The sequence below is a fragment of the Streptomyces collinus Tu 365 genome, from assembly GCF_000444875.1.
Classification (GTDB): domain Bacteria; phylum Actinomycetota; class Actinomycetes; order Streptomycetales; family Streptomycetaceae; genus Streptomyces; species Streptomyces collinus_A.
In genome coordinates this window covers 3,208,882-3,229,043 of record NC_021985.1, presented here as the reverse complement: position 1 = coordinate 3,229,043, position 20,162 = coordinate 3,208,882, and the positions used below count along the sequence as shown (strand labels likewise).

The 20,162-nt window shown below is 72.6% G+C and carries 18 protein-coding genes; 7 read left to right on the top strand and 11 right to left on the bottom strand.

Annotated elements, in window-relative coordinates; translation table 11 throughout:
* Positions 1–41: 41 nt before the first annotated feature.
* Complete coding sequence (locus B446_RS13960) at positions 42–704, top strand: DsbA family protein (protein WP_020940087.1); 663 nt, start codon at positions 42–44, stop codon at positions 702–704.
* Between the two features lie 113 nt (positions 705–817).
* On the opposite strand, the gene B446_RS13955 is transcribed toward B446_RS13960, so the two are convergent.
* From B446_RS13955 to B446_RS13920, 8 genes are all read right to left on the bottom strand, one after another.
* A complete protein-coding gene (locus B446_RS13955; protein ID WP_020940086.1) occupies positions 818–1,465 on the bottom strand; it encodes a superoxide dismutase in 648 nt (215 codons plus the stop codon).
* Positions 1,466–1,607: 142 nt separating this feature from the next.
* Positions 1,608–3,011 carry an amino acid permease gene (locus B446_RS13950; RefSeq protein WP_020940085.1) on the bottom strand — a complete coding sequence of 468 codons (1,404 nt, stop codon included), beginning with the start codon at positions 3,009–3,011 and terminating at the stop codon, positions 1,608–1,610.
* Between the two features lie 118 nt (positions 3,012–3,129).
* Positions 3,130–4,020 carry a TauD/TfdA dioxygenase family protein gene (locus tag B446_RS13945; protein WP_020940084.1) on the bottom strand — a complete coding sequence of 297 codons (891 nt, stop codon included), beginning with the start codon at positions 4,018–4,020 and terminating at the stop codon, positions 3,130–3,132.
* Positions 4,021–4,040: 20 nt separating this feature from the next.
* Positions 4,041–5,375 carry an LLM class flavin-dependent oxidoreductase gene (locus tag B446_RS13940; RefSeq protein WP_020940083.1) on the bottom strand — a complete coding sequence of 445 codons (1,335 nt, stop codon included), beginning with the start codon at positions 5,373–5,375 and terminating at the stop codon, positions 4,041–4,043.
* Positions 5,372–6,106, bottom strand: a complete 735-nt coding sequence (locus B446_RS13935; protein ID WP_020940082.1) for an ABC transporter ATP-binding protein — start codon at positions 6,104–6,106, stop codon at positions 5,372–5,374. The genes B446_RS13940 and B446_RS13935 overlap by 4 nt, the downstream gene beginning before the upstream one ends.
* The gene (locus B446_RS13930) at positions 6,082–6,930 is read right to left on the bottom strand and encodes an ABC transporter permease (protein ID WP_020940081.1); all 849 of its coding nucleotides are present in this window, start codon (positions 6,928–6,930) and stop codon (positions 6,082–6,084) included. The genes B446_RS13935 and B446_RS13930 overlap by 25 nt, the downstream gene beginning before the upstream one ends.
* Positions 6,927–7,970 (bottom strand): ABC transporter substrate-binding protein, encoded by a 1,044-nt coding sequence (locus tag B446_RS13925; RefSeq protein ID WP_020940080.1) that lies wholly within the window; start codon positions 7,968–7,970, stop codon positions 6,927–6,929. The genes B446_RS13930 and B446_RS13925 overlap by 4 nt, the downstream gene beginning before the upstream one ends.
* A 207-nt stretch (positions 7,971–8,177) precedes the next feature.
* Complete coding sequence (locus B446_RS13920) at positions 8,178–9,377, bottom strand: ROK family transcriptional regulator (protein WP_020940079.1); 1,200 nt, start codon at positions 9,375–9,377, stop codon at positions 8,178–8,180.
* A gap of 446 nt (positions 9,378–9,823) precedes the next feature.
* Here B446_RS13920 and B446_RS13915 point away from each other — a divergent pair, with 446 nt between their 5' ends.
* Positions 9,824–10,405 (top strand): biotin transporter BioY, encoded by a 582-nt coding sequence (locus B446_RS13915; protein WP_020940078.1) that lies wholly within the window; start codon positions 9,824–9,826, stop codon positions 10,403–10,405.
* A 129-nt stretch (positions 10,406–10,534) separates the two neighbouring features.
* Here B446_RS13915 and B446_RS13910 read toward each other — a convergent pair whose 3' ends face one another.
* Positions 10,535–11,254, bottom strand: coding sequence for a hypothetical protein (locus tag B446_RS13910; RefSeq protein ID WP_043475550.1), 720 nt, complete (start codon positions 11,252–11,254; stop codon positions 10,535–10,537).
* A gap of 207 nt (positions 11,255–11,461) precedes the next feature.
* Here B446_RS13910 and B446_RS13905 point away from each other — a divergent pair, with 207 nt between their 5' ends.
* On the top strand, positions 11,462–13,477 hold the full coding sequence (locus B446_RS13905) for a protein kinase domain-containing protein (RefSeq protein WP_419184153.1): 2,016 nt from the start codon (positions 11,462–11,464) through the stop codon (positions 13,475–13,477).
* Between the two features lie 31 nt (positions 13,478–13,508).
* On the opposite strand, the gene B446_RS13900 is transcribed toward B446_RS13905, so the two are convergent.
* Positions 13,509–14,930 (bottom strand): amino acid permease, encoded by a 1,422-nt coding sequence (locus B446_RS13900; RefSeq protein ID WP_043475547.1) that lies wholly within the window; start codon positions 14,928–14,930, stop codon positions 13,509–13,511.
* Positions 14,931–15,175: 245 nt separating this feature from the next.
* Here B446_RS13900 and B446_RS13895 point away from each other — a divergent pair, with 245 nt between their 5' ends.
* Positions 15,176–15,664 (top strand): ribose-5-phosphate isomerase, encoded by a 489-nt coding sequence (locus B446_RS13895; protein WP_020940073.1) that lies wholly within the window; start codon positions 15,176–15,178, stop codon positions 15,662–15,664.
* 35 nt (positions 15,665–15,699) lie between these two features.
* Entirely contained in the window at positions 15,700–16,509 is an 810-nt protein-coding gene (locus B446_RS13890; protein ID WP_020940072.1) for an Fpg/Nei family DNA glycosylase, read from the top strand.
* Positions 16,510–16,546: 37 nt separating this feature from the next.
* Here the strand turns inward: B446_RS13890 and B446_RS13885 are convergent, their stop codons facing one another.
* Positions 16,547–17,788 carry a GNAT family N-acetyltransferase gene (locus tag B446_RS13885; protein ID WP_043475545.1) on the bottom strand — a complete coding sequence of 414 codons (1,242 nt, stop codon included), beginning with the start codon at positions 17,786–17,788 and terminating at the stop codon, positions 16,547–16,549.
* A gap of 175 nt (positions 17,789–17,963) precedes the next feature.
* Here B446_RS13885 and B446_RS13880 point away from each other — a divergent pair, with 175 nt between their 5' ends.
* Together B446_RS13880 and B446_RS13875 are read left to right on the top strand one after the other, a co-directional pair.
* On the top strand, positions 17,964–19,136 hold the full coding sequence (locus B446_RS13880) for a PP2C family protein-serine/threonine phosphatase (RefSeq protein ID WP_020940070.1): 1,173 nt from the start codon (positions 17,964–17,966) through the stop codon (positions 19,134–19,136).
* Positions 19,137–19,255: 119 nt separating this feature from the next.
* The gene (locus B446_RS13875; RefSeq protein WP_020940069.1) at positions 19,256–20,014 is read left to right on the top strand and encodes an ABC transporter ATP-binding protein; all 759 of its coding nucleotides are present in this window, start codon (positions 19,256–19,258) and stop codon (positions 20,012–20,014) included.
* Positions 20,015–20,162 lie beyond the last annotated feature (148 nt).

Genomic DNA, 20,162 nt, shown 5'->3' with positions numbered 1-20,162 from the left:
GGCGTTGTTGTCGTTTCAAACGCCCTTTCCCGAGGAGAAGCATGTCCGAGACCGCGACCACGCCCGGCAAGACTCCCGTGGACTTCTGGTTCGACCCGCTGTGCCCCTGGGCCTGGATGACCTCCCGTTGGGTGCTGGAGGTGGAGAAGGTCCGCGACATCGAGGTCCGCTGGCACATCATGAGCCTCGCCGTCCTCAACGAGAACCGGCTGGACGAGCTGCCCGACGAGTACCGGGAGATGCTCGCCACCAAGGCGTGGAAGCCGGTACGCGTGGTCACCGCCGCCTGGCAGAAGCACGGCGACGACGTCCTCGGCCCGCTCTACACCGCGCTCGGCACCCGCATCCACAACAACGGCGAGGGCCCGACCGTGGAGGCCGTCGCCGGCGCGCTCGCCGACGTCGGGCTGCCCGCCGAGCTCATCGAGTACGCCGACCAGGAGGACTTCGAGTTCGACGCCGAGCTGCGCGCCTCCCACAAGGAGGGCATCGAGAAGGTGGGCCAGGACGTCGGCACCCCGGTCATCGCGGTGCCCGGCCCCGACGGCGAGCAGATCGCCTTCTTCGGCCCGGTCGTCACCCCCGCCCCGCAGGGCGAGGAGGCCGCCCGCCTGTGGGACGGCACCCTCGCGGTCGCCTCGGTGCCGGGCTTCTACGAGATCAAGCGCACCCGCACCAAGGGCCCGGACTTCAGCAACCTGTAGGCCCCGCGCACGCCGGAGGGCCCCCGCGAGTCACGTCCTCGCGGGGGCCCTCCTTCTCTCCGCCTGCCTGCGTGAAAGGTGAGAAGACGATCACGGGCAGGACGTATCGGGTCTCAGGGCGCGATCAGCAGGGCGTTCGCCCCGGACCGGGCGGCGGCGTGGCGGCGGGCCACGTCCTGCCAGTTCACGACCTGCCACATCGCCTCGACGAAGTCCACCTTCTGGTTGCGGTACTGCAGGTAGAAGGCGTGCTCCCAGGCGTCGAAGACCAGCAGCGGGGTCGCGCCCTGGCCGACGTTGCCCTGGTGGTCGTAGACCTGCTCGACGATCAGGCGCCCGCTGAGCGGCTCATACGCCAGCACGCCCCAGCCGGAGCCCTGGGTGGTGGCCGCCGCCTTGGAGAGCTGGGTGCGGAAGGCGGCGAAGGACCCGAAGGACTCCCTGATCGCCTCGGCCAGCTCGCCCACGCCGTCGGCCGCCAGCGGCTCCCCGCCGCCCTCCTTCGGGCCGGTCATGTTCTGCCAGTAGACGCTGTGCAGGATGTGCCCGGAGAGGTGGAAGGCCAGGCTCTTCTCCAGGCCGTTGATCGCGCCCCATGACTCCTTCTCACGCGCCTCCGCGAGCTGCTCGAGGGTGTCGTTGGCGCCCTTCACATAGGCCGCGTGGTGCTTGTCGTGGTGCAGCTCGATGATCTCGGGGCTGATCACGGGCGCCAGCGCCGCGTAGTCGTAGGGCAGCTCGGGCAGCGTGTAGACGGGCATGGGCGATTCCCCTCCGAAGCTCTTATTGCAAGTTACTTGCAACTACACGCTAGCAACAAGAAGGGCCGGGGCAACACGAAGGCCCCCACGTGTCGCACCCGTGGGGGCCCCGGTCGTCATCGGCGGATCGGTCCGCCGGGCGTCAGCGCCCGGCGCGCGCCCGCTGCCGGGCGTACCCGACGGCCGCGAGGACCAGCGTCATGCCGCCCGTCGAGTACAGCTGCACCCGGGTGTCGGGCTGCCGCGCCATCAGGACGAAGATCGCCGCCATGCCCGCCAGCGCGACCCAGGTGAGCCACGGGAAGCCCCACATCCGGACCGCGGGGCGCTCGCCCGGCTCACGCTCCATGCGGCGGCGCAGCACCAGCTGGGAGACGGCGATGAAGATCCAGACGACCAGGATGACCGCGCCGATCATGTTCAGCAGCCACGCGAAGACGTCGTCCGGCCGCCAGTAGCTGAGCAGGACGCAGGCGAAGCCGAAGACCGAGGAGACGAGGACCGCGACGCGCGGCACCCCGCCGGAGACCTTCGCCAGCGCCTTCGGGCCCATGCCGCGCCGCACCAGCGAGTAGGCGATGCGCGAGGAGCCGTAGGTGTTGGCGTTCATCGCCGAGAGCAGGGCGACCAGCACGACCACGTTCATCAGCTGGCCGGCGCCCGGGATGCCCAGGTGGTCGAGGGCGGCGACGTACGGGCCCTTCGTCACGATCTCCTTCGAGTCCCACGGGACCAGGGTGACCACGACCGCCATCGAGCCGACGTAGAACAGCGCGATGCGCCACATCGCCGTGCGCACGGCGTTCGCCACGCCGCGCACCGGGTCCTCGGACTCGGCGGCCGCGATGGTGACCGTCTCCAGGCCGCCGTAGGCGAACACGGACGCCAGCAGGCCGATGACCAGGCCCTCACTGCCGTGCGGCAGGAAGTCGGTCAGGTTCGAGGCGCCGGGGGAGTCGGTGCCGGGCAGGACGCCCGCGACGGCCAGCGCGCCGAGCACCAGGAAGAGGCTGATCGCGCCGACCTTCAGTGCCGCGAACCAGAACTCGAACTCGCCGAAGCTCTTCACCGCGGCCAGGTTGGCGCCGCAGAAGACCAGCATGAACAGCGCCACCCACATCCACTGCGGCGTGCCCGGCAGCCAGCCCTGGACGATCTTCGCGGCGCCGATGCCCTCCATGCCGACGGCCGTGCACAGCAGCACCCAGAACGACCAGCCGGCGGCGAAACCCGCCCAGGGACCGATCGCCCGCTCCGCGTGCGCGGAGAACGAACCCGAGGACGGGTAGGCGGCCGACATCTCGCCGAGCATCCGCATCACCAGCATCACCAGGAGGCCGGAGAGGGCGAAGGCGACCACGATGGACGGGCCGGCGGCGGCGATGCCGGCGCCCGAGCCGACGAACAGGCCCGAGCCGATCACCCCGCCCAGGGCGATCATCGACAGGTGGCGCTGCTTGAGGCCGTGGGACAGGGAGGCGTCCGGGGCCTGCGGGGCGTCCGCCCGCCGCTCGGGGGGTGTGTCCAGGGAGGGGCTGCTGGGCATGGCGCGGTACGTCCTGCGATCGAGGGGCAAAAACGCCCACAGTCTGGGCGGCCCGTCCGCTGACGCGAAGGGGCCGCCCACTATCCGGACACCCGCCGTGCGGAGGGTGAGACGGCCGTTACGCGGCGACCGGTGTGTAGTGCGCCGCGTCGCCCTCGACCGACCAGCTCTCCTTGCCCTCGATACCCACCGGGACGTCACCGGCGACGGTCACCCGGTGCAGCCGGCGGGGCGCGCCGTCGTAGTTGTCGATGGCGTAGTGCTGGGTGATCCGGTTGTCGAAGAGCACGAGCTGGTTCTCCGACCAGCGGTGGCGCAGCACGTTCTCCGGGCGGGTGACGTAGGACTGGAGCAGGTCGAGGACCTTGCGGGACTCGCCGACCGAGAGACCGGCGATCCGCTGCGCGAACCCGCCGATGAACAGGCCGCGCTCCCCGGTCAGCGGGTGGACCCGGACCACCGGGTGCGTCGTGCGGAACCTGATCGACGTGAACTGCGCCCGCTGGGCGGCCTTCTCCTCGTCGATCTCCTCGTCCGGCACCGCGTAGTCGTAGTCGTTGGTGTGCTCCGCCCACAGGGTGTCGGCCAGCCGCCGCAGCGGCTCGGGCAGGTCGCGATAGGCGGCCGCCGCGTTGGCGATCAGGGTCTCGCCGCCGTACGGCGGGACGGTGAGCGAGCGCAGGGTGCTGGCCTGCGGCGGGTTGAGGACGAAGGTGACGTCGGTGTGCCAGTGGTTGGCGCGGCCCCGCTCGCTGTCGACCGGCAGCACGTTCGGGGCGCCGTCGACCGCGCCGACCGTCGGGTGCGCGGTGGTCAGGTCGCCGAAGTGGCGGGCGAACGCCTGCTGCCCGGCGTCGTCCAGCGCGCCGGCGTCGAAGACGAGTGCCTTGTGGACGTTCAGGGCCTCGCGGATCGCGGTGACCTCCTCCGGGGCGAGCGGCGCGGTGATGTCGACGCCGGAGACCCGTGCGCCGATGCGCGCGGTGACCTTGGTGATCTCGATGGACATGGGGATTCCTCTCGGGCGGATCAGGCGAAGGCGGGGGTCAGGTACTGGTTGGCGGGGCGGGGCAGGCCGTAGCGCTCCCGCAGGGTCCGCTCGGGGCCGTAGGCGGTGCGCAGCAGGCCACGGGCGCGCAGGATCGGCACCACGTGCTCGACGAACGCCTCCAGGCCGGAGGGCAGCACGGGCGGCATGATGTTGAAGCCGTCGGCGGCGCCCTGGGTGAACCAGGTCTCGATCCGGTCGGCGATCTGCTCGGGCGTCCCGGCGACGGTGAGGTGACCGCGGCCGCCGCCGAGCCGGGCGATGAGCTGCCGCACGGTGAGCCGCTCGCTCCGGGCGAGTTCCACGACGAGCGTGTAACGGCTCTTGGCGCCCTCGATGGCGGACTCCGGGGGCAGGTCGCCGGGGAGCGGGGCGTCCAGCTCCAGCGTGCCGGGCGCCAGCCGCAGCAGGTTCTCCAGGCGGTCCACGCCGTGCGTGTGCACGATGTGGTCCTCCAGCACCTGCTCGGCGGCCCGCGCCTCCGCCTCCGTCGAGCCGAGCACCGGGACGATGCCGGGCAGCACCTTGACGTGCTCGGGGTTGCGGCCCGCCGCCGCGGTGCGGGACTTCAGGTCGGCGTAGAAGTCCTGGGCGCCGGCGAGGGTCTGCTGGGCGGTGAACACCGCCTCCGCGTACCGGGCGGCGAACGCCTTGCCGTCGTCCGAGGAGCCGGCCTGCACCAGCAGCGGGTAGCCCTGCGGGGAGCGGGGCACGTTGAGGGCGCCCGCCACGCTGAAGTACGCGCCCCGGTGCCGGGGCGGGTGGATCTTGCCGTCGTCGCCCCAGACGCCGGCCGCCTTGTCGGCGACGACCGCGTCGTCCTCCCAGCTGTCCCACAGCTTGAAGGCCACGTCCAGGAACTCGGCGGCCCTGGCGTAGCGCTCGGCGTGCGCGGGCTCGGCGTCCAGGCCGAAGTTGCGGGCGGCCTCGGCGCCCGCGGTGGTGACGATGTTCCAGCCGGCCCGGCCGCCGCTGACGATGTCCAGCGAGGCGAACCTGCGGGCCAGGTTGTAGGGGGAGTTGTAGGAGGTGGACGCGGTGGCGATCAGCCCGATGTGCTCGGTCGCCGTCGCCAGCGCGGTCAGCAGGGTGAGCGGTTCCAGGGCGCCGGCCGGGCGCTGGGCGAGGTTGCTCCACAGCTGGGGGCCGTCGGCGAGGAACAGCGAGTCGAAGGTGCCGCGTTCGGCGGTCCGCGCCAGCCGCACGTAGTGGGCGAGGTCGACGTGCGCGTACGGATCGCTCTCCGGCAGCCGCCAGGAGGCCTCGTGGTGGCCGGTGTTCATCAGGAACGCGTTCAGGTGGAGCAGGCGGGTCATGCGTGGTCCTCCGTGACACCGAGGGCTGCCAGCAGCCGCTCGCGGTACTCGCCCAGCACCGGCTCGCGGTAGGAGCGCGGGTGGGGCCGGTCGATGGTCAGGTCGAGGCCGATCCGGCCCCGGTCCAGGACGAGGACGCGGTCGGCGAGCACGATCGCCTCGTCCACGTCGTGCGTGACGAGCAGCACGGAAGGCCGGTGGCGCTTCCACAGCTCGCGCAGCAGGTTGTGCATCCGGATCCGGGTGAGCGCGTCCAGCGCCCCGAACGGCTCGTCGGCAAGCAGCAGTTCGGGCTCACGGACCAGGGAGCGGGCGAGCGCGGCGCGCTGCGCCTCACCGCCGGACAGCTCGCCCGGCCAGGCCCGCTCGCGGCCGCCCAGGCCCACCTCCGCCAGCGCGGCCCGGCCGCGTTCGGCGGCGTCCTTGCCGTCCAGGCCCAGCAGGACGTTGTCCAGCACCCGGCGCCAGGGCAGCAGCCGGGAGTCCTGGAAGACCACCGACACCCGCTCGGGCGCGGTGAGCCGCCCCTCGCCCGCCACCCCGTGGTCGAGTCCGGCGACCGCCCGCAGCAGGGTCGACTTGCCCGAGCCGCTGTGCCCGAGCAGGGCCGTGAACTGCCCGGCCGGCAGGTCGAGGTCGATGCCGTCGAGGACGGTGCGCTCCCCGAACGAGCGCGTCAGGCCGCGCAGTTGGACGGCCGGACGGGTCAGCTGCTCAGTGTGCGGCGCCATGACAGCACCCTCCGTTCGACGAGACGGACCACGCTGTCGGAGACCAGGCCGAAGACGCCGTAGATCAGCAGGCCGACCAGGATCACGTCGCTCTGGCCGTAGTTCTGCGCCTGGAACATCAGGTAGCCGAGGCCGCTGGTGGCGTTGATCTGCTCCAGCACGACCAGGCCGAGCCAGGAGCCGGTGACGCCGAGCCGGAGTCCCACGAAGAATCCGGGCAGCGCGCCGGGGATCACCACCTGGCGGACGAACCTGAACCTCGACAGGCCCTGCACCTCGGCCAGCTCGACGAACCGGCTGTCGATGCCGGACAGCGCGGCGTGCGTGTTCAGGTAGATCGGGATGTAGACGACGATCGCGATGATGGCGATCTTGAAGGTCTCCCCGATGCCCAGCCAGAGGATGAACAGCGGGATCAGGCCGAGGGTCGGTATCGCGCGGTTGAGCTGCACGGTCCCGTCGATCAGCGCCTCCCCGGTCCGGCTGAGACCGGAGGCGAGCGCCAGGACGACCCCGGCGGTCAGGCCGATCACGAAGCCCGCCCCGGCCCGCTTCAGCGAGGTCAGCACGTCGGTCGGCAGCGTGCCGTCGGTCCACAGCCGGGCGCCCGTGCGCAGCACCGTCCAGGGCGCCGGGATCGCGCCCGTGTCCAGCGTCCCGGCCGCCGAGGCGGCGGCCCACAGGGCGAGTACCAGCAGCGGCCCGGCCAGCCGGGCGGCGGGCAGCCGGCGGCCTGGGGACAGGCGCCTGCGCCGGCGCACCTGGGGCAGTTCGTCGGCGTCGGACGCCGCCACGGCGGTCGTCGTCGAGGTCACGGCGCTCACTTCCGGTACTCCGCCGGTACGGCCCGGGCGGCGAGGGCCTCGAAGCGGTGGTCGAAGAGCGAGGAGACGTCGAACTTCTTCACGAACCCGCCCTCGGCGAGCAGGTCGGCCGTCTCCTGCTCCCACGCGATCGCCTCGTCCCAGCGCGGCGGGAAGAGCGGCTTGTTGGCGAGCGCCGAGATGGACTTCGCCTGGTCCGGGGTCAGGTTCTGGGTCTTGACGTAGAACTCCTCGTTCCACACGTCCGGGTGCTCGTACTGCCACACCTGGCCCTTCGCCCACTGGGGGATGTAGGCGGCGACCGCCGCCGCCTTCGCCGGGTCGGCGAGCACCGACTGCGGCGCCCAGAGCAGGTTGAGCAGGTCGACGACGTCGGTGGCGACCGTGCGGGCGCCCTTGGCCCCGTACTGCTTCAGGTAGGCGGGCGTCTGGCTGTTCGCGAGCGGGGCCACGTCCACCTGTCCGGACTGCAGGGCGGTCAGGAACTGGTTGCTGGTCAGCGGGACCAGTTTCACCTCGTCGTACTTCAGGCCGGCCTTCTTCAGCGCCCGCAGCAGCACGACCCCCTGGGCCTGGCCCTGCGAGAAGGCGAGCTTCCTGCCCTTGAAGTCCTGCACCGAGCGGATGTCGCTGCCGGGCTTGGTGGCGAACACGTAGTTGGGCTTGCGGGTGATGTCGATCGCCACGATCTTCGCGTCGAAGCCCTGGTAGTGCGCCTGGATCGGCGGGATGCCCGCGTTGTTGGCGAGGTCGAGGGACTTGGCGCGGAACGCGTTGATGATGTCCGGACCGGCCCCGAGGTTGACCCAGTCGGACACCGCGAACGGCAGCCGGGGCAGCTTGGCCAGCCGGAACTGCAGCTGCTGCACGTTCTGGTACGACGCGATCCTCAGGCTGGTGCCGGCCGGCACCTTGTCGGCGAGCGGCTTGGTGGCGGCCGCCCTGGTGTCGGCGGACGCGTCGCCCTTGGCGCAGCCGCTGAGACCCGCCACGGTGGCGGACGCGCCCAGCAGGGAGGTGAGAAAGACACGACGGTGCATGGGAGTACTCCCCGGAGAAAAGGAGGGGAAAGGCAGGCGGAATTCCGGTACGCGATACCGGGGGAAAGGAAAACGAAAGGAGCCGGAAACGCGCGCTTCACGCGCGGCAATGTGTCAGCAACAAAGGGTGCGACAGCTCGTAAGCAGGCTCATGACCAGCATGTTCCTTGCCGTTCGTGTTCCGTGTCAACATTCCGAGATTCTGAATTAAATAACCTCAGGTGACGCGCTCAGTGGATCCCGGAACAGCACGTCCAGCATCACCGAGCCGCCCGCCACCGCCAGCACGGAATCCGGGAAACTCGTCGGCAGCACGGTGGCCGCACGGCTGTCCCCGGCCGCGTCCCGCAGTGCGCCCAGGCAGTCCTCGAAGTGGATGACACCGACCTCGGTGACCACGACCGTCTCCGGATTGAGCACGTCGAGCAGCAGTCCGACGGCCCGTCCGGTCGCCCGGGCCCGCTCCCGCAGCAGCCCCCGGGCCACCGTGTCCCCGGCCGCCGCCGCGGCCACCACCCGCATCGGGTTCATCCCGTCGCCGACCCCGGCCGCCCGGGCCCGCCGGCACAGCGTCCGCTCGCTCAGCTCCGCCTGGAGGCAGCCGCTACGGCCGCACGCGCAGGGCTCGTCACCGCCCGGCACCGGCAGATGGGCGATCGCCCCGGCCGCCGAACGCGGCCCGTGGTGCACCTCGTCGTTGGTGGCGAACGCCGCGTCGACCACGTTGCCCACGAACAGGTGCAGCACGCTGCGGCTGCCCCCGGCCCGCCCGAACATCCGCTCACCGTGGACCAACGCCCGCGCGTGACCGTCCACATGGACCGGCAGCCCGGTGCGGGCGCCGAGCAGGTCCCGCACCGGCACCTCCCGCCAGCCCAGCAGCCCGTGCTCGACCACGGTGCCCGTCTCCCGGTCGACCCAGCCGCCGACCGCGACCCCGACCCCCAGCGGCCGGCGGTCCGGCACCCCGGCGAGCAGCGCGGCGAACGCGCCGGCCGCCCGGTCGAACACCCGGCCGGGATCGGTCCCCTCGTGGCGCAGCCGCCGCTCGGCCACCACCCGGCCCCGCAGGTCGAGCAGCGCCACCGTGGTGTACGGCACGGCCACGTGCACACCGCCGACCACGAACCGCTCGCCGTCGAGGTCGACGGGCACGTGCGGCCGGCCCACCCCGCCCGAGCGGCGGGGCGCCGCGTCCTCGCGGATGAGTCCGAGCCCGGCCAGCCGGGCACAGTGCTCGGTCACCGACGCGGGCGAGAGCCCGGTCAGCCGGGCGATGGTGCTGCGCGCCACCGGTCCGTGCTCCAGCACGGACCGCAGCACGACGCTGGCACTCGTGCGCCGCCGGTCGCTGTCGGCGGCACGGGGCACGGGGGAGACAAGGGTGGATGCCGCGGTACGGGGCATGGGGAGGCCGTCCTTGTGAAACGGAGCCGACACGTCTCGGAAGGAGAGGCGTCCCCGGGGGGCCGCCTCTACCCCGGGCGGCGACAGGTGGCCGTGCCCTGGCGTCGCAGGTCGACGTAGCGACGCGACGTGAAGTTCCGGGCCTGGGCAACCATGCGTCCGAAGCTAGCAAACCGCCCCCGCGCTGCCCAGACGGCGACCGACGGGCGAGATGCCCACCGAGCCTTTGGTGGAACCCTACAGACGGGGCGTCATCCCGCCGCGTACCCCGGGCCACGTCACCTCAGTGACCGGTATCACGCCGTACCGGGTGTAACCCGCATCCTTTGTGCGGAGCCCACCAAGGCTGCATCACCGCCTTTGTCGAGCGCTGACGGTGATCAGTGCCCGGACACCGGTATAGCGTCGCCCTGTTCCCCCGTGCCCACACCTTCCGCGGAGTCCCCATGAGCACCGCCACCGCCGCCGTCCGCCCCGGCGCCGTCCTCGCCGACCTCCTGCCCGCGACCCGGGTGCGCGACGTCGCCCTCGTGGTCGGCGGTGCCGTCCTCACCGGTCTCGCCGCCCAGTTGTCGGTGCCGGTGCCCGGCTCCCCGGTCCCGGTGACCGGCCAGACCTTCGCCGCGCTGCTCGTCGGCACCGCGCTCGGCGCCCGCCGCGGCTTCCTCTCCCTCGCCCTGTACGCCGTCGCCGGTGCCGTCGGCGTGCCGTGGTTCGCGGGCGGCGGCTCCGGCTACGGCGCCGTCTCCTTCGGCTATGTCGTCGGCATGCTGCTCGCCTCCGCGCTCGTCGGCGCGCTGGCCCGCCGCGGCGCCGACCGCTCCCCGCTGCGCATGGCGGGCACGATGATCCTCGGTGAGGCCGTCATCTACGCCGTGGGCGTCCCCTACCTGGCCCTGGCCACCGGCATGTCCGCCGGCCAGGCGATCGCGGCCGGGCTCACCCCCTTCCTGATCGGCGACGCCCTGAAGGCCGCCCTGGCGATGGGCGCGCTGCCCGCCGCCTGGAAGTTCGCCGGCGACCGCTGACACCCGCGCAGCCCGCCACGGCGGGACCGGCCGCTCCCGGCCGGCTCGTGACGCACACGACGGCCGCACACCCCCACGTTCCGCGTCGGGGAGGTGCGGCCGCCGTGCGTCCGGCGTGCGCGCGTCCGGTCAGGCCGCCTCGCGCCGCCCGCGCCGGGACCACCACAGGCCGGCGGCCCCTGCCGCGACCAGCGCGGCACCGGTGGCGCCCAGGGGCAGCACGGCACGTCCCACACCGGTCTTCGGCAGTTCGTCGCCGCCCGGCGCGGCCGGCTTGTTGTCGGTGCCGAGGAGCAGCGGGGTCGCCGGGGCGTTCGGCGACGGGTTGGTCGTGCCGAACGGCACCGGGCCCTGCTGCCAGAAGGTCTTCCTCCCGTCCGCCGACTGCACGGGCAGACAGATCCTCCCGGTCCGGCGCAGGTCGTACGTGGCCCGTACCGCGTACGACCCGGACCTCCCGGCAGCGAGCTTGCCGACCGGGCAACTGAAACCGCTGTACGAACCTTCCGGCAGGTTCTTTTCCGCGATCGCCGAGCAGCCCTGAACGCCCGTGATCCGCAGTCCGTCGAATCCGACCACCAAAAGCCGGACTTCGCCGCTCTCCTTGGTGCCCTCGTTCTTCACCGTGGCGGTAATCGCCGTCTTTTTCGAACTGTTGTCGACCGAGATCCTCTCCGGCAGCAGCGTGCGCAACCGCACCCCCGCCGACGCCTCGTCGACCACCTTTCCCCCCTTCTCGCTGCCTGGTCCCTGGTCATCGGCGTATGCCGGCCACGAGAGCACCAGCACGGCCGAGAAAGATGCCGTGACCAGCGATCCCGTGATGCCCGCCCGGAGCCGAGAACTCATGTTCGCCCCCCTTGCCTCCCCCTGAACTGCGCCTGAATTCGCAGTACTTGAAGAGGTACCACAAGATTTCCCCGCACTATGCTGGTACGGCGTGAAGTGTGACCGTCGTGTTTCATCACGGGCGGTCTGCGAGGGGGGTACGACACAGTGCCGGGAATTATGGGGAAAGCGGGAGGGCCGGGAGCCGGCGGGATTCCGGGGCTCCTGGTGAACGCGCGCTACCGGCTGGTCGAAAGCATCGGCCAGGGGGGAATGGGGCGGGTGTGGCGGGCCGTCGACGAAATGCTCGACCGGCTGGTCGCGGTGAAGGAGATCCGTATCGACGGATCCGACGCCGAGGACGTCCGCACCCGCCGCGAACGCACCCTGCGCGAGGGGCGGGCGACGGCGCGGATCGACCATCCCAACGTCGTGCGCGTCTACGACGTCGTGGACGAGGGGGAACGCCTCTGGATCGTCATGGAGCTGGTCCCCGGCCGTTCGCTGGAGCGCGTCGTGGCGGAGGAGGGCCCGCTCGGCCCGCGCGAGGCCGCGCGCATCGGTCTCGGCCTGGTGGCGGCGCTGCGCCAGGTGCACGCGCGCGGGGTGCTGCACCGGGACATCAAACCGGGGAACGTCCTGGTCGAGGCCGGGACGGCCGCCGGGGCGGGGCGCGTGGTCCTCACGGACTTCGGCATCGCCGCGATCCAGGACGCCACGGCCCTCACCATGGTCGGCATGCTCGTCGGCTCCCCCGACTACATGGCGCCCGAGCGGATAGCGGGGCGGCACCAGGGCCCGCCGTCCGACCTGTGGTCCCTGGGGGCGACCCTGTGCGCGGCGCTGGCGGGTCACTCACCGTTCTCCCGCGACACGACCCTGGCCACTCTGCACGCGGTCCTCCACGAGGAGCCCGAACTCCCCGCGTCCCCGGGCCCGCTGCGCGCCCTGCTCGCCGCCCTGCTGAGCAAGGACCCGTCCGACCGCCCCACCCTCACCGCCCTGGAGAGGGCCCTCCACCTGATCGCCGACCCGCCCCCACCACCGGCCCTCCCGGCAGCGTCCCGGCCGCCCGGGACGGCGCAGGGCGAGCCCGCCGGAGGGAGGACCCCGGACGCGGCACCTGCCCGTCCGCCGACCGCCGCGTCCGCGGGCCCGATCCCGACCGGAGCGGGGAGCCCCGGACCGCCACCCGTCGAGCGCCCGGCCGGTGCGGCGGGGCCCCCGGACGGACCCGCCGGACCCGCCGGACCCGCGCGTCGAGCCGGTGTGTCCACGGACGAGGGGGGCGGTGCCCCGGTCCGTTCCGGGCCACCCGTCGCCGGCATCGGCACTCCCGTGGTCCTCAGGGGCGAGCCGACCGCCACCAGTGGCCTGCTCGGTGACGGGGGACGGGCCGAGCCCGCGGGCTTGGCCGGGACGGGGCATGCCGGTTCCGGGGCCGAGGGCCTGCCCACCAGGCCCGCCGGGTCCCCGGCCGGCCGTGGTGGGCCGGCCGGGCCGGACACCGACCGTCGTCCGGGGGTGCCGTTCGAGGTCGCGGTACCCGGTGACGGGGCCCGCCACCGCCGCACCGCGTTGCTCGCCGCGCTCGGGGTCGTGGCCGTCGGGGTCGTGGTGGCCGTGCTGCTCGCCGCCTCCGGGGGCGGCGGCCGGCGCGGTGCCGCCCCCGGGGCGGCCGGCCCCGCGGCGTCGCGCGGCGGCTCCTCGGCCGCCGCTTCCCAGGCGCCCCCGGGCGCGTCCACCGCCTCCCCGTCCGCGACACCCACGGGAGCGACCGGCGGTCCTTCGACCGCCGGCGGCACGGGCACGCCGACCGGGGCGCCGCCCGGCGGTCGTGTGGAGGCGGGCGGGTTCGCCTGGGTGCCGCCGCGCGGGTGGAGGCGGGACGTGAAGACGGGTGCCGAGGTGCACTACACCTCGCCCGACGGGCGGCAGGAACTCGTCGCCAAGTCGTCGCTGGCCCGGGGGGACCTCTGGGGGACCTGGCAGCGGTCTGAGCGCGACGCCCGGCAGGGCCGGGACTACGTGCGGGTCCGGCTGGCGCGGACCAGTTTCCAGGGGTACCCGGCGGTCGTCTGGGAGTACACCTTCACCCTCAAGGGCACCCCCTGGCACGCCCGGCTGCTCGGCTTCGACGCGGACGGGAAGTCGTACCAGGTCAACACCTGGTACCGGCCGGAGATCGAGACCGGGGCCGTACAGACGTACAGCACGGTGAAGGAGACCTTCACCGTGCTGTGAGTCGGAGATGTGCGCCGTGGAGCGGCCCGGGTCAGCCCGTGGTGACCTTCGTGGGCTCGTCGGCCACGGGCACCGCCGTCCGGCGGCCCGCGTCCACCTTCTGCTTGATGAAGGCGATCACCACCACGACCGCCGCGACCAGCAGCGACAGCAGCACGGTCTCCCGGCCGTCGTGCTTGGTGTCGAACAGCATGTAGACGAGGACGAACACGATCATCGCGGCCGTCGCCCAGGTCAGGTACGGGTACAGCCACATCTTCACGACGAGCTTCTCCGGCGCCTCACGCTGGATGATCTTCCGCATCCGCAGCTGCGAGAAGCAGATGGCCAGCCACACGAACAGGGCCACCGCACCGCTGGAGTTGAGCAGGAAGAGGAAGACGGTGTCCGGGTACTCGTAGTTGAAGAAGACCGCCACGAAGCCGAAGACGACCGAGGACAGGATCGCGGCCATCGGGACACCGCGGGCGGTCGTGCGGGCGAACGCCTTCGGGGCGTCACCGCGCTGGCCGAGCGAGAAGGCCATCCGGGAGGCCGTGTAGAGGCCCGAGTTGAGGCAGGACAGCACCGAGGTGAGCACGATGACGTTCATGACCTCGCCGGCGTGCGGGATGCCGAGGGAGTTCAGCGCGGCGACGTAGGAGCCGTCCTTCGCGATGGACGGGTCGTTCCACGGCAGCAGCGAGACCACGACGAGGATCGAGCCCAGGTAGAAGACGCCGATCCGCCAGATGATGCTGTTGGTGGACTTGGTGACCGCGCGCTGCGGGTCCTCCGACTCGCCGGCCGCCAGGGTGGCGATCTCGCTGCCCATGAAGGAGAAGACGACCAGCAGCACACCGGTGAGGATCGCGCCCGGACCGTGCGGCAGGAAGCCGCCGTGGCCGGTCAGGTTGGAGAAGCTCGCCTTGTCGGCGTGGACGCCCGGCAGCACGCCGAACACCGCGAGCAGGCCGACGACGACGAACGCGCCGATCGCCACGACCTTGATGCCAGCGAACCAGAACTCGAACTCGCCGTAGGAGCCGACCGAGACCAGGTTGGTCGCGGTCAGGACGATCATCACGATGAGCGCCCAGCCCCACTGCGGTACGGCCGGCACCCAGCCTTCGAGGATCTTGGCGCCCGCGGTGGCCTCCACGGCCAGCACGACGACCCAGAAGAACCAGTAGAGCCAGCCGATGGAGAAGCCGGCCCAGCGCCCGAGCGCACGGTCGGCGTGGGCCGAGAAGGAGCCCGAGGTGGGGTTGGCGGCGGACATCTCACCGAGCATCCGCATCACCAGGACGACGAGCGTGCCGACGAGGGCGTACGACAGGAGGATGCCGGGGCCGGCGGTGGCGATACCTGAGCTGGAGCCGACGAAGAGTCCGGCACCGATCACGCCGCCGATGGCGATCATCGTCAGGTGACGGTTCTTGAGACCTGCTTGAAGTCCGGAACCAGGGGTCATGGACGGAATTCCTTTGCGCCGGTGGAGCGATTCCCGTTCGAGGGGGGTGCCGTTGTGCGGCTGCGAACAGGTCCTCGCACGAGCGGTGTACGAGGCGGTCCAGTGAATCGGAGGCGAATGGATTCGGGAACCTCCGAATCCAGATTGTTACTTGAGGATTTCTTGAGCTTCAATGGCGCAGCTCACATTTTTCGGCGCCGACACCCGAAGCTGCTGCCCGGATACGGGCGTGTCACACTCGTCCCATGCGCGTGTATCTCGGCTCCGACCATGCGGGCTACGAACTCAAGAACCACCTCGTCGAGTGGCTCAAGGCGGCGGGGCACGAGCCCGTCGACTGCGGGCCCCACCTCTACGACGCCCAGGACGACTACCCGCCCTTCTGCCTGCGTGCAGCGGAGAAGGCGGCCGCGGACCCGGACGCCCTCGGCGTCGTGATCGGCGGCTCCGGCAACGGGGAGCAGATCGCCGCGAACAAGGTGAAGGGGGTGCGGGCGGCCCTGGCCTGGAGCGAGGAGACGGCCGCGCTGGGGCGGCAGCACAACGACGCCAACGTGGTGGCCGTGGGTGCGCGGATGCACAGCACCCAGGAGGCGACCAAGTTCGTCGAGATCTTCCTCGACACCCCGTTCTCCGGTGACGAGCGTCACATCCGCCGCATCGACATGCTGGCCGACTACGAGACCACGGGGAACCTCCCGCCGATCCCGGCCCACCACCCGCAGCAGGACTGAGGGCTCCCGCGGGGAGCCGGAAGGAAAGAGGGACCTTGCCAGAGGGGCACACGATCCACCGGCTGGCGCACGACTACGCCGACCGCTTCTCCGGCAGGGCCCTCAGGGTGACCAGCCCCCAGGGCAAGTTCTCCGACGCCGCCGCGCTGCTCGACGGCGCCGTGCTCACCGGCACCGAGGCGCACGGCAAGCACCTCTTCCTCGGGTTCCGGGACGCCGACTGGGTCCACATCCACCTCGGCCTCTTCGGCAAGGTGGCCTTCGGCCCGGCCCCCGCGCCCCCGCCCACCGACACCGTCCGGCTCCGGCTGGCCGACGCCGGCGCGTACGTCGACCTGCGCGGCCCCACCACCTGCGCGCTGATCACGGACACCGAGAAGCGGGCGGTGCACGACCGCCTCGGACCCGACCCGCTGCGCGCCGACGCCGACCCGGACGCCGTGTACCGGAGGATCTCCCGCAGCCGCACCGCCATCGCCGCGCTGCTGATGGACCAGAAGACCGTCGCCGGCGTCGGCAACGTCTACCGCGCCGAGGTGCTGTTCCGGCACGGCATCGACCCCTACCGGGCCGGCCGGGACATCACCCGCGCCCAGTGGGACGCCGTCTGGGCCGACCTCGTGGAGCTGATGCGCGAGGGCGTCCGCCACAACCGCATCGACACCGTGCGCCCCGAGCACATGCCCGAGGCCATGGGCCGGCCGCCCCGCGTCGACGACCACGGCGGCGAGGTCTACGTCTACCGCCGGGCCACCCTGCCCTGCCACGTCTGCGGCACCGGGATCCGCACCGCCGGGCTCGCCGCCCGCAACCTCTTCTGGTGCCCGGGCTGCCAGAAGCCCTGACCGGGGGCGCGGGCACGGCCTGAGTCGTGTCCGCGACCTAGAAGCCGTGCGGCAGCCACGGCGCCACCGGCGAGCCGAACGCCACCGCCGCCTCGCCCAGCGCGCCCCGCCGCAGCTCCCGCACCCGGCCCGCCCCCGCCAGCGACAGCAGGCTCACCCCGCCCAGGTAGGCCGCCCCCAACTCCCGTACCGACAAAGCGACATCGGCCGCGTCCGAGGTCCGCTCGCAGGACGCGCCCTTCGGGTCCCCGGTCAGCCGCCAACGTCCCGTGTTCCAGGGACAGAAGGCGTCCTCGACGTCCAGGACCACGTCCACCGGAGCCTGGTAGGTCCGGGCGGCGAGCGCCGCGCCCACGTCGACGAGACGGACATGGCACGAGTCGCGCGTGCGCAGCAGGCAGCGCCGGACGTCGGAGACCAGGTGCTGCAAGGAGTCGTCGAGCGGCCGCCCCCGCACGACCAGCGTCGTCATCAGGTCGATGCCGAACAGGAAGCGCCACAGCGCCGCCTCCGTCGCCGGGTCGAGGGCCGCCAGGTTCTCCAGCGTCACCGTCCCGTCGTGCCCGGCCGGGCCCCAGCCCATCTTGGTGCGGAAACGGGCGTACCCGGTGACTTCGCCGTCGCGCTCGGCCACCACGCACTGCAGCGCCGAGCCGCCCGCCCGCTCGCTCTCCGGATCGAGCAGCCCCGCCCGCTCCCAGCCGGGCTGCCGGGCCAGCATCCCGGGCCGGCGCGGCACCAGCTCCGCGTACACCGCCTCGCACTCCGCGAGCACCTCGGCGGGGTCCGCGTACCGCAGCCGCACCTCCCCGGTGCCAGCCGGCAGCGACAGCGTCACCCGGGCCGTGTCGATCTCGGCGTGCAGGTGGGAGACGGCGGCGCCGTAGCCGAAGCGGCCGTAGATCATCGGCTCCGAAGCGGTCAGCGCGGCGAGCGGCTCGCCCAGCGCACGCACGTCGTCGAGCTGGCGCCGCATCATCGAGGTCAGCACCCCGCGCCGCCGGTGCGTGGCGGCCACGCTCACCATGGTGACGCCCGCGGTCGGCACGGAGGCGCCGCCCGGCACCGTCATCCGGAAACTGAACGCCCCGCCCGTCCCGACGATCGCGCCCCCGTCCCAGACGGCCAGCGAACGGTCGAACTCGGTGAGGGACCGGTCCAGTTCACGTTCCTCGGCAGAGGCCGCGGCACCTCCGAAGGCGCGCAGCAGCGTGTCCCACCACGGATCGAACTCCTCCGGGCGCAGCACCCTCATCCCGGTCGCACGGTCAGTCGCCATACGCCATGCCTATCAGCGCGATGCGGGACGAGCGAACGAATTTCTCCCGGTCGGCCGCGGGCGGGCGCCCGGTGCCGTTCACTGGGTGGTTGAACCGCGAAGTTGAGCCTCGGACGGGGGACAAGTGGGACCTCCCGTGCCAAGGGGCTGGTCCGATGGATAGGGTCCCGAACTAATGGCAGCAGGACGAGAGCGGCGCGCCAAGGCCGAGACGTTCACGGCCCGGTGGAAGAAGCAGTGGCACCGGGTCCGCGTCGGCCTGCGCAGAAGCGCGGTGGACTACTTCCGCGGCAACGGCTCGGACTGGATCGCGCTCATCGGCCTGTTCCTCACCATCCCCGTCCTCACGGCGATGACCCTCGGCAACTCCGTGTGGTGCTCGCCGGCCACCCTGGTGCTGCCCATCGTCGCCGGCGGCCTGCTGCTGCGCCCGGCCAGCCTGCTGGGCCTGTACGCGGCCGCGGCCACCGCGCTGATCGTGGAGTCCGTCCGGCTCGGCCCGTACACCGAGGGACCCTCGCGGGTCACCCCGGGCGTGGTCCTCGTGGTCGCCGCGTGCGGCTTCTTCGGGCTGCTCACCGCACAGTTCCGCAGCCGGGTCGGGGTGCCCTGGCGGCGCGGCGGCACCATGCTCTTCGACCTGCGCGAGCGGATCCGCGTCCAGAGCAAGCTGCCCAAGATGCCCCAGGGCTGGCACCACGAGATGGCCCTGCGCCCGGCCGGCGGCCAGTCCTTCTCCGGCGACTTCGTCGTCGCCGCCCGCACCAACGGCGGCCGCACCCTGGAGGTCGTGCTCACCGACGTCTCCGGCAAGGGCATGGACGCCGGGTCCCGCGCCCTGCTGCTGTCGGGCGCGTTCGGCGGCCTGCTCGGCTCGCTCCCGCCGCACGCCTTCCTCCCCGCCGCCAACGGCTACCTGCTCCGCCAGGAGTGGGACGAGGGCTTCGCCACCTCCATCCACCTCGTCCTCGACCTGGACTCGGGCGACTACGAGCTGTACTCCGCGGGCCATCCGCCGGGCCTCCAGCTGAGCGCGGGCAGCGGCCGCTGGGAGGAGAAGGCCGCCGAGGGCCCGCTGCTCGGCGTCTACGACGGCGCCCAGTTCGACTCCGTCAAGGGCTCGCTGCGCCCCGGGGACGTGCTGATGCTGTTCACCGACGGTCTGGTGGAGACCTCCGACCGCGACATCGTCGAGGGCATCGACCGCCTCACCGGGGAGGCCGACCGCTACGTCGCCGGCGGCTTCCACGGTGCCTCCTGGCACCTCATCGAGGCGGTCGCCAAGGACGTCAACGACGACCGCGCCCTCCTCCTCATCTGCCGGCAGGCCTCCGCACCGGCCCGCTGAACGCGCGGGGGTGGGGTTTTCCCCCGCCCCGATCCGCCAGCCGCCCGCATGGTCCCGACCCCCCGGCGCTCCGTACGTTCGTGGACACCAGCGAACGCCCGCGGACCGGAAGGACCCCCATGCCAAGCGACTGGGCCGTAGAACTGCACGGAGTCACGCGCCGCTACGGACGCTCGGCCACCGCCGTGCACGCCCTGCGCGGCATCGACCTCGCCCTGCCCTCGGGCACCTTCACCGCCGTGATGGGCCCCTCCGGCTCCGGCAAGTCCACCTTCCTGCAGTGCGCGGCGGGCCTCGACCGCCCCACCGCCGGCCGGGTGCTGCTCGGCGGCACGGACATCACCGGCCTCAGTGAGAACAAGCTGACCGCGCTGCGCCGCACCCGCCTCGGCTTCGTCTTCCAGGCGTTCAACCTGCTGCCCTCACTCACCGTGGAGCAGAACGTCGTCCTGCCGACGCGGCTGGCCGGCCACCGCCCCGACCGGCGCCGCTGCGCCGAGGTGCTCGCCCAGGTCGGCCTCGCCGACCACGCCCGCCGCCGCCCCGCCCAGCTCTCCGGCGGCCAGCAGCAGCGGGTGGCCGTCGCCCGGGCCCTGGTCGCCCGCCCCGACGTCGTCTTCGCCGACGAACCCACCGGCGCCCTGGACACCACCACGGCGGCGGAGATCCTCGCCCTGCTGCGCGGTGCCGTCGACACCCAGCGCGCCACGGTCGTCATGGTCACCCACGACCCGTCCGCCGCCGCCTGGGCCGACCGCGTCCTGTTCCTCGCCGACGGCACCCTCGTCGACCACCTGGACGGCGCCCCGGCCGACCGCATCGCCGCCCGCATGACGACCCTCACCAGCCACCTGGCCCACCGCCGCACCGCGGCCTAGCGCCACTCGCGGGCCCAGCGCTCGCAGCGCCACTTCCGCGACAGGCCCCAGGGCCCTTCGCCCCTACGACGGGCCCCAGCCGCCGCGCCCGACGCAGCCCGAAGGCGCACCGCCCCAGGCACCACCCCGCGCCGGATCCGCCGCACCG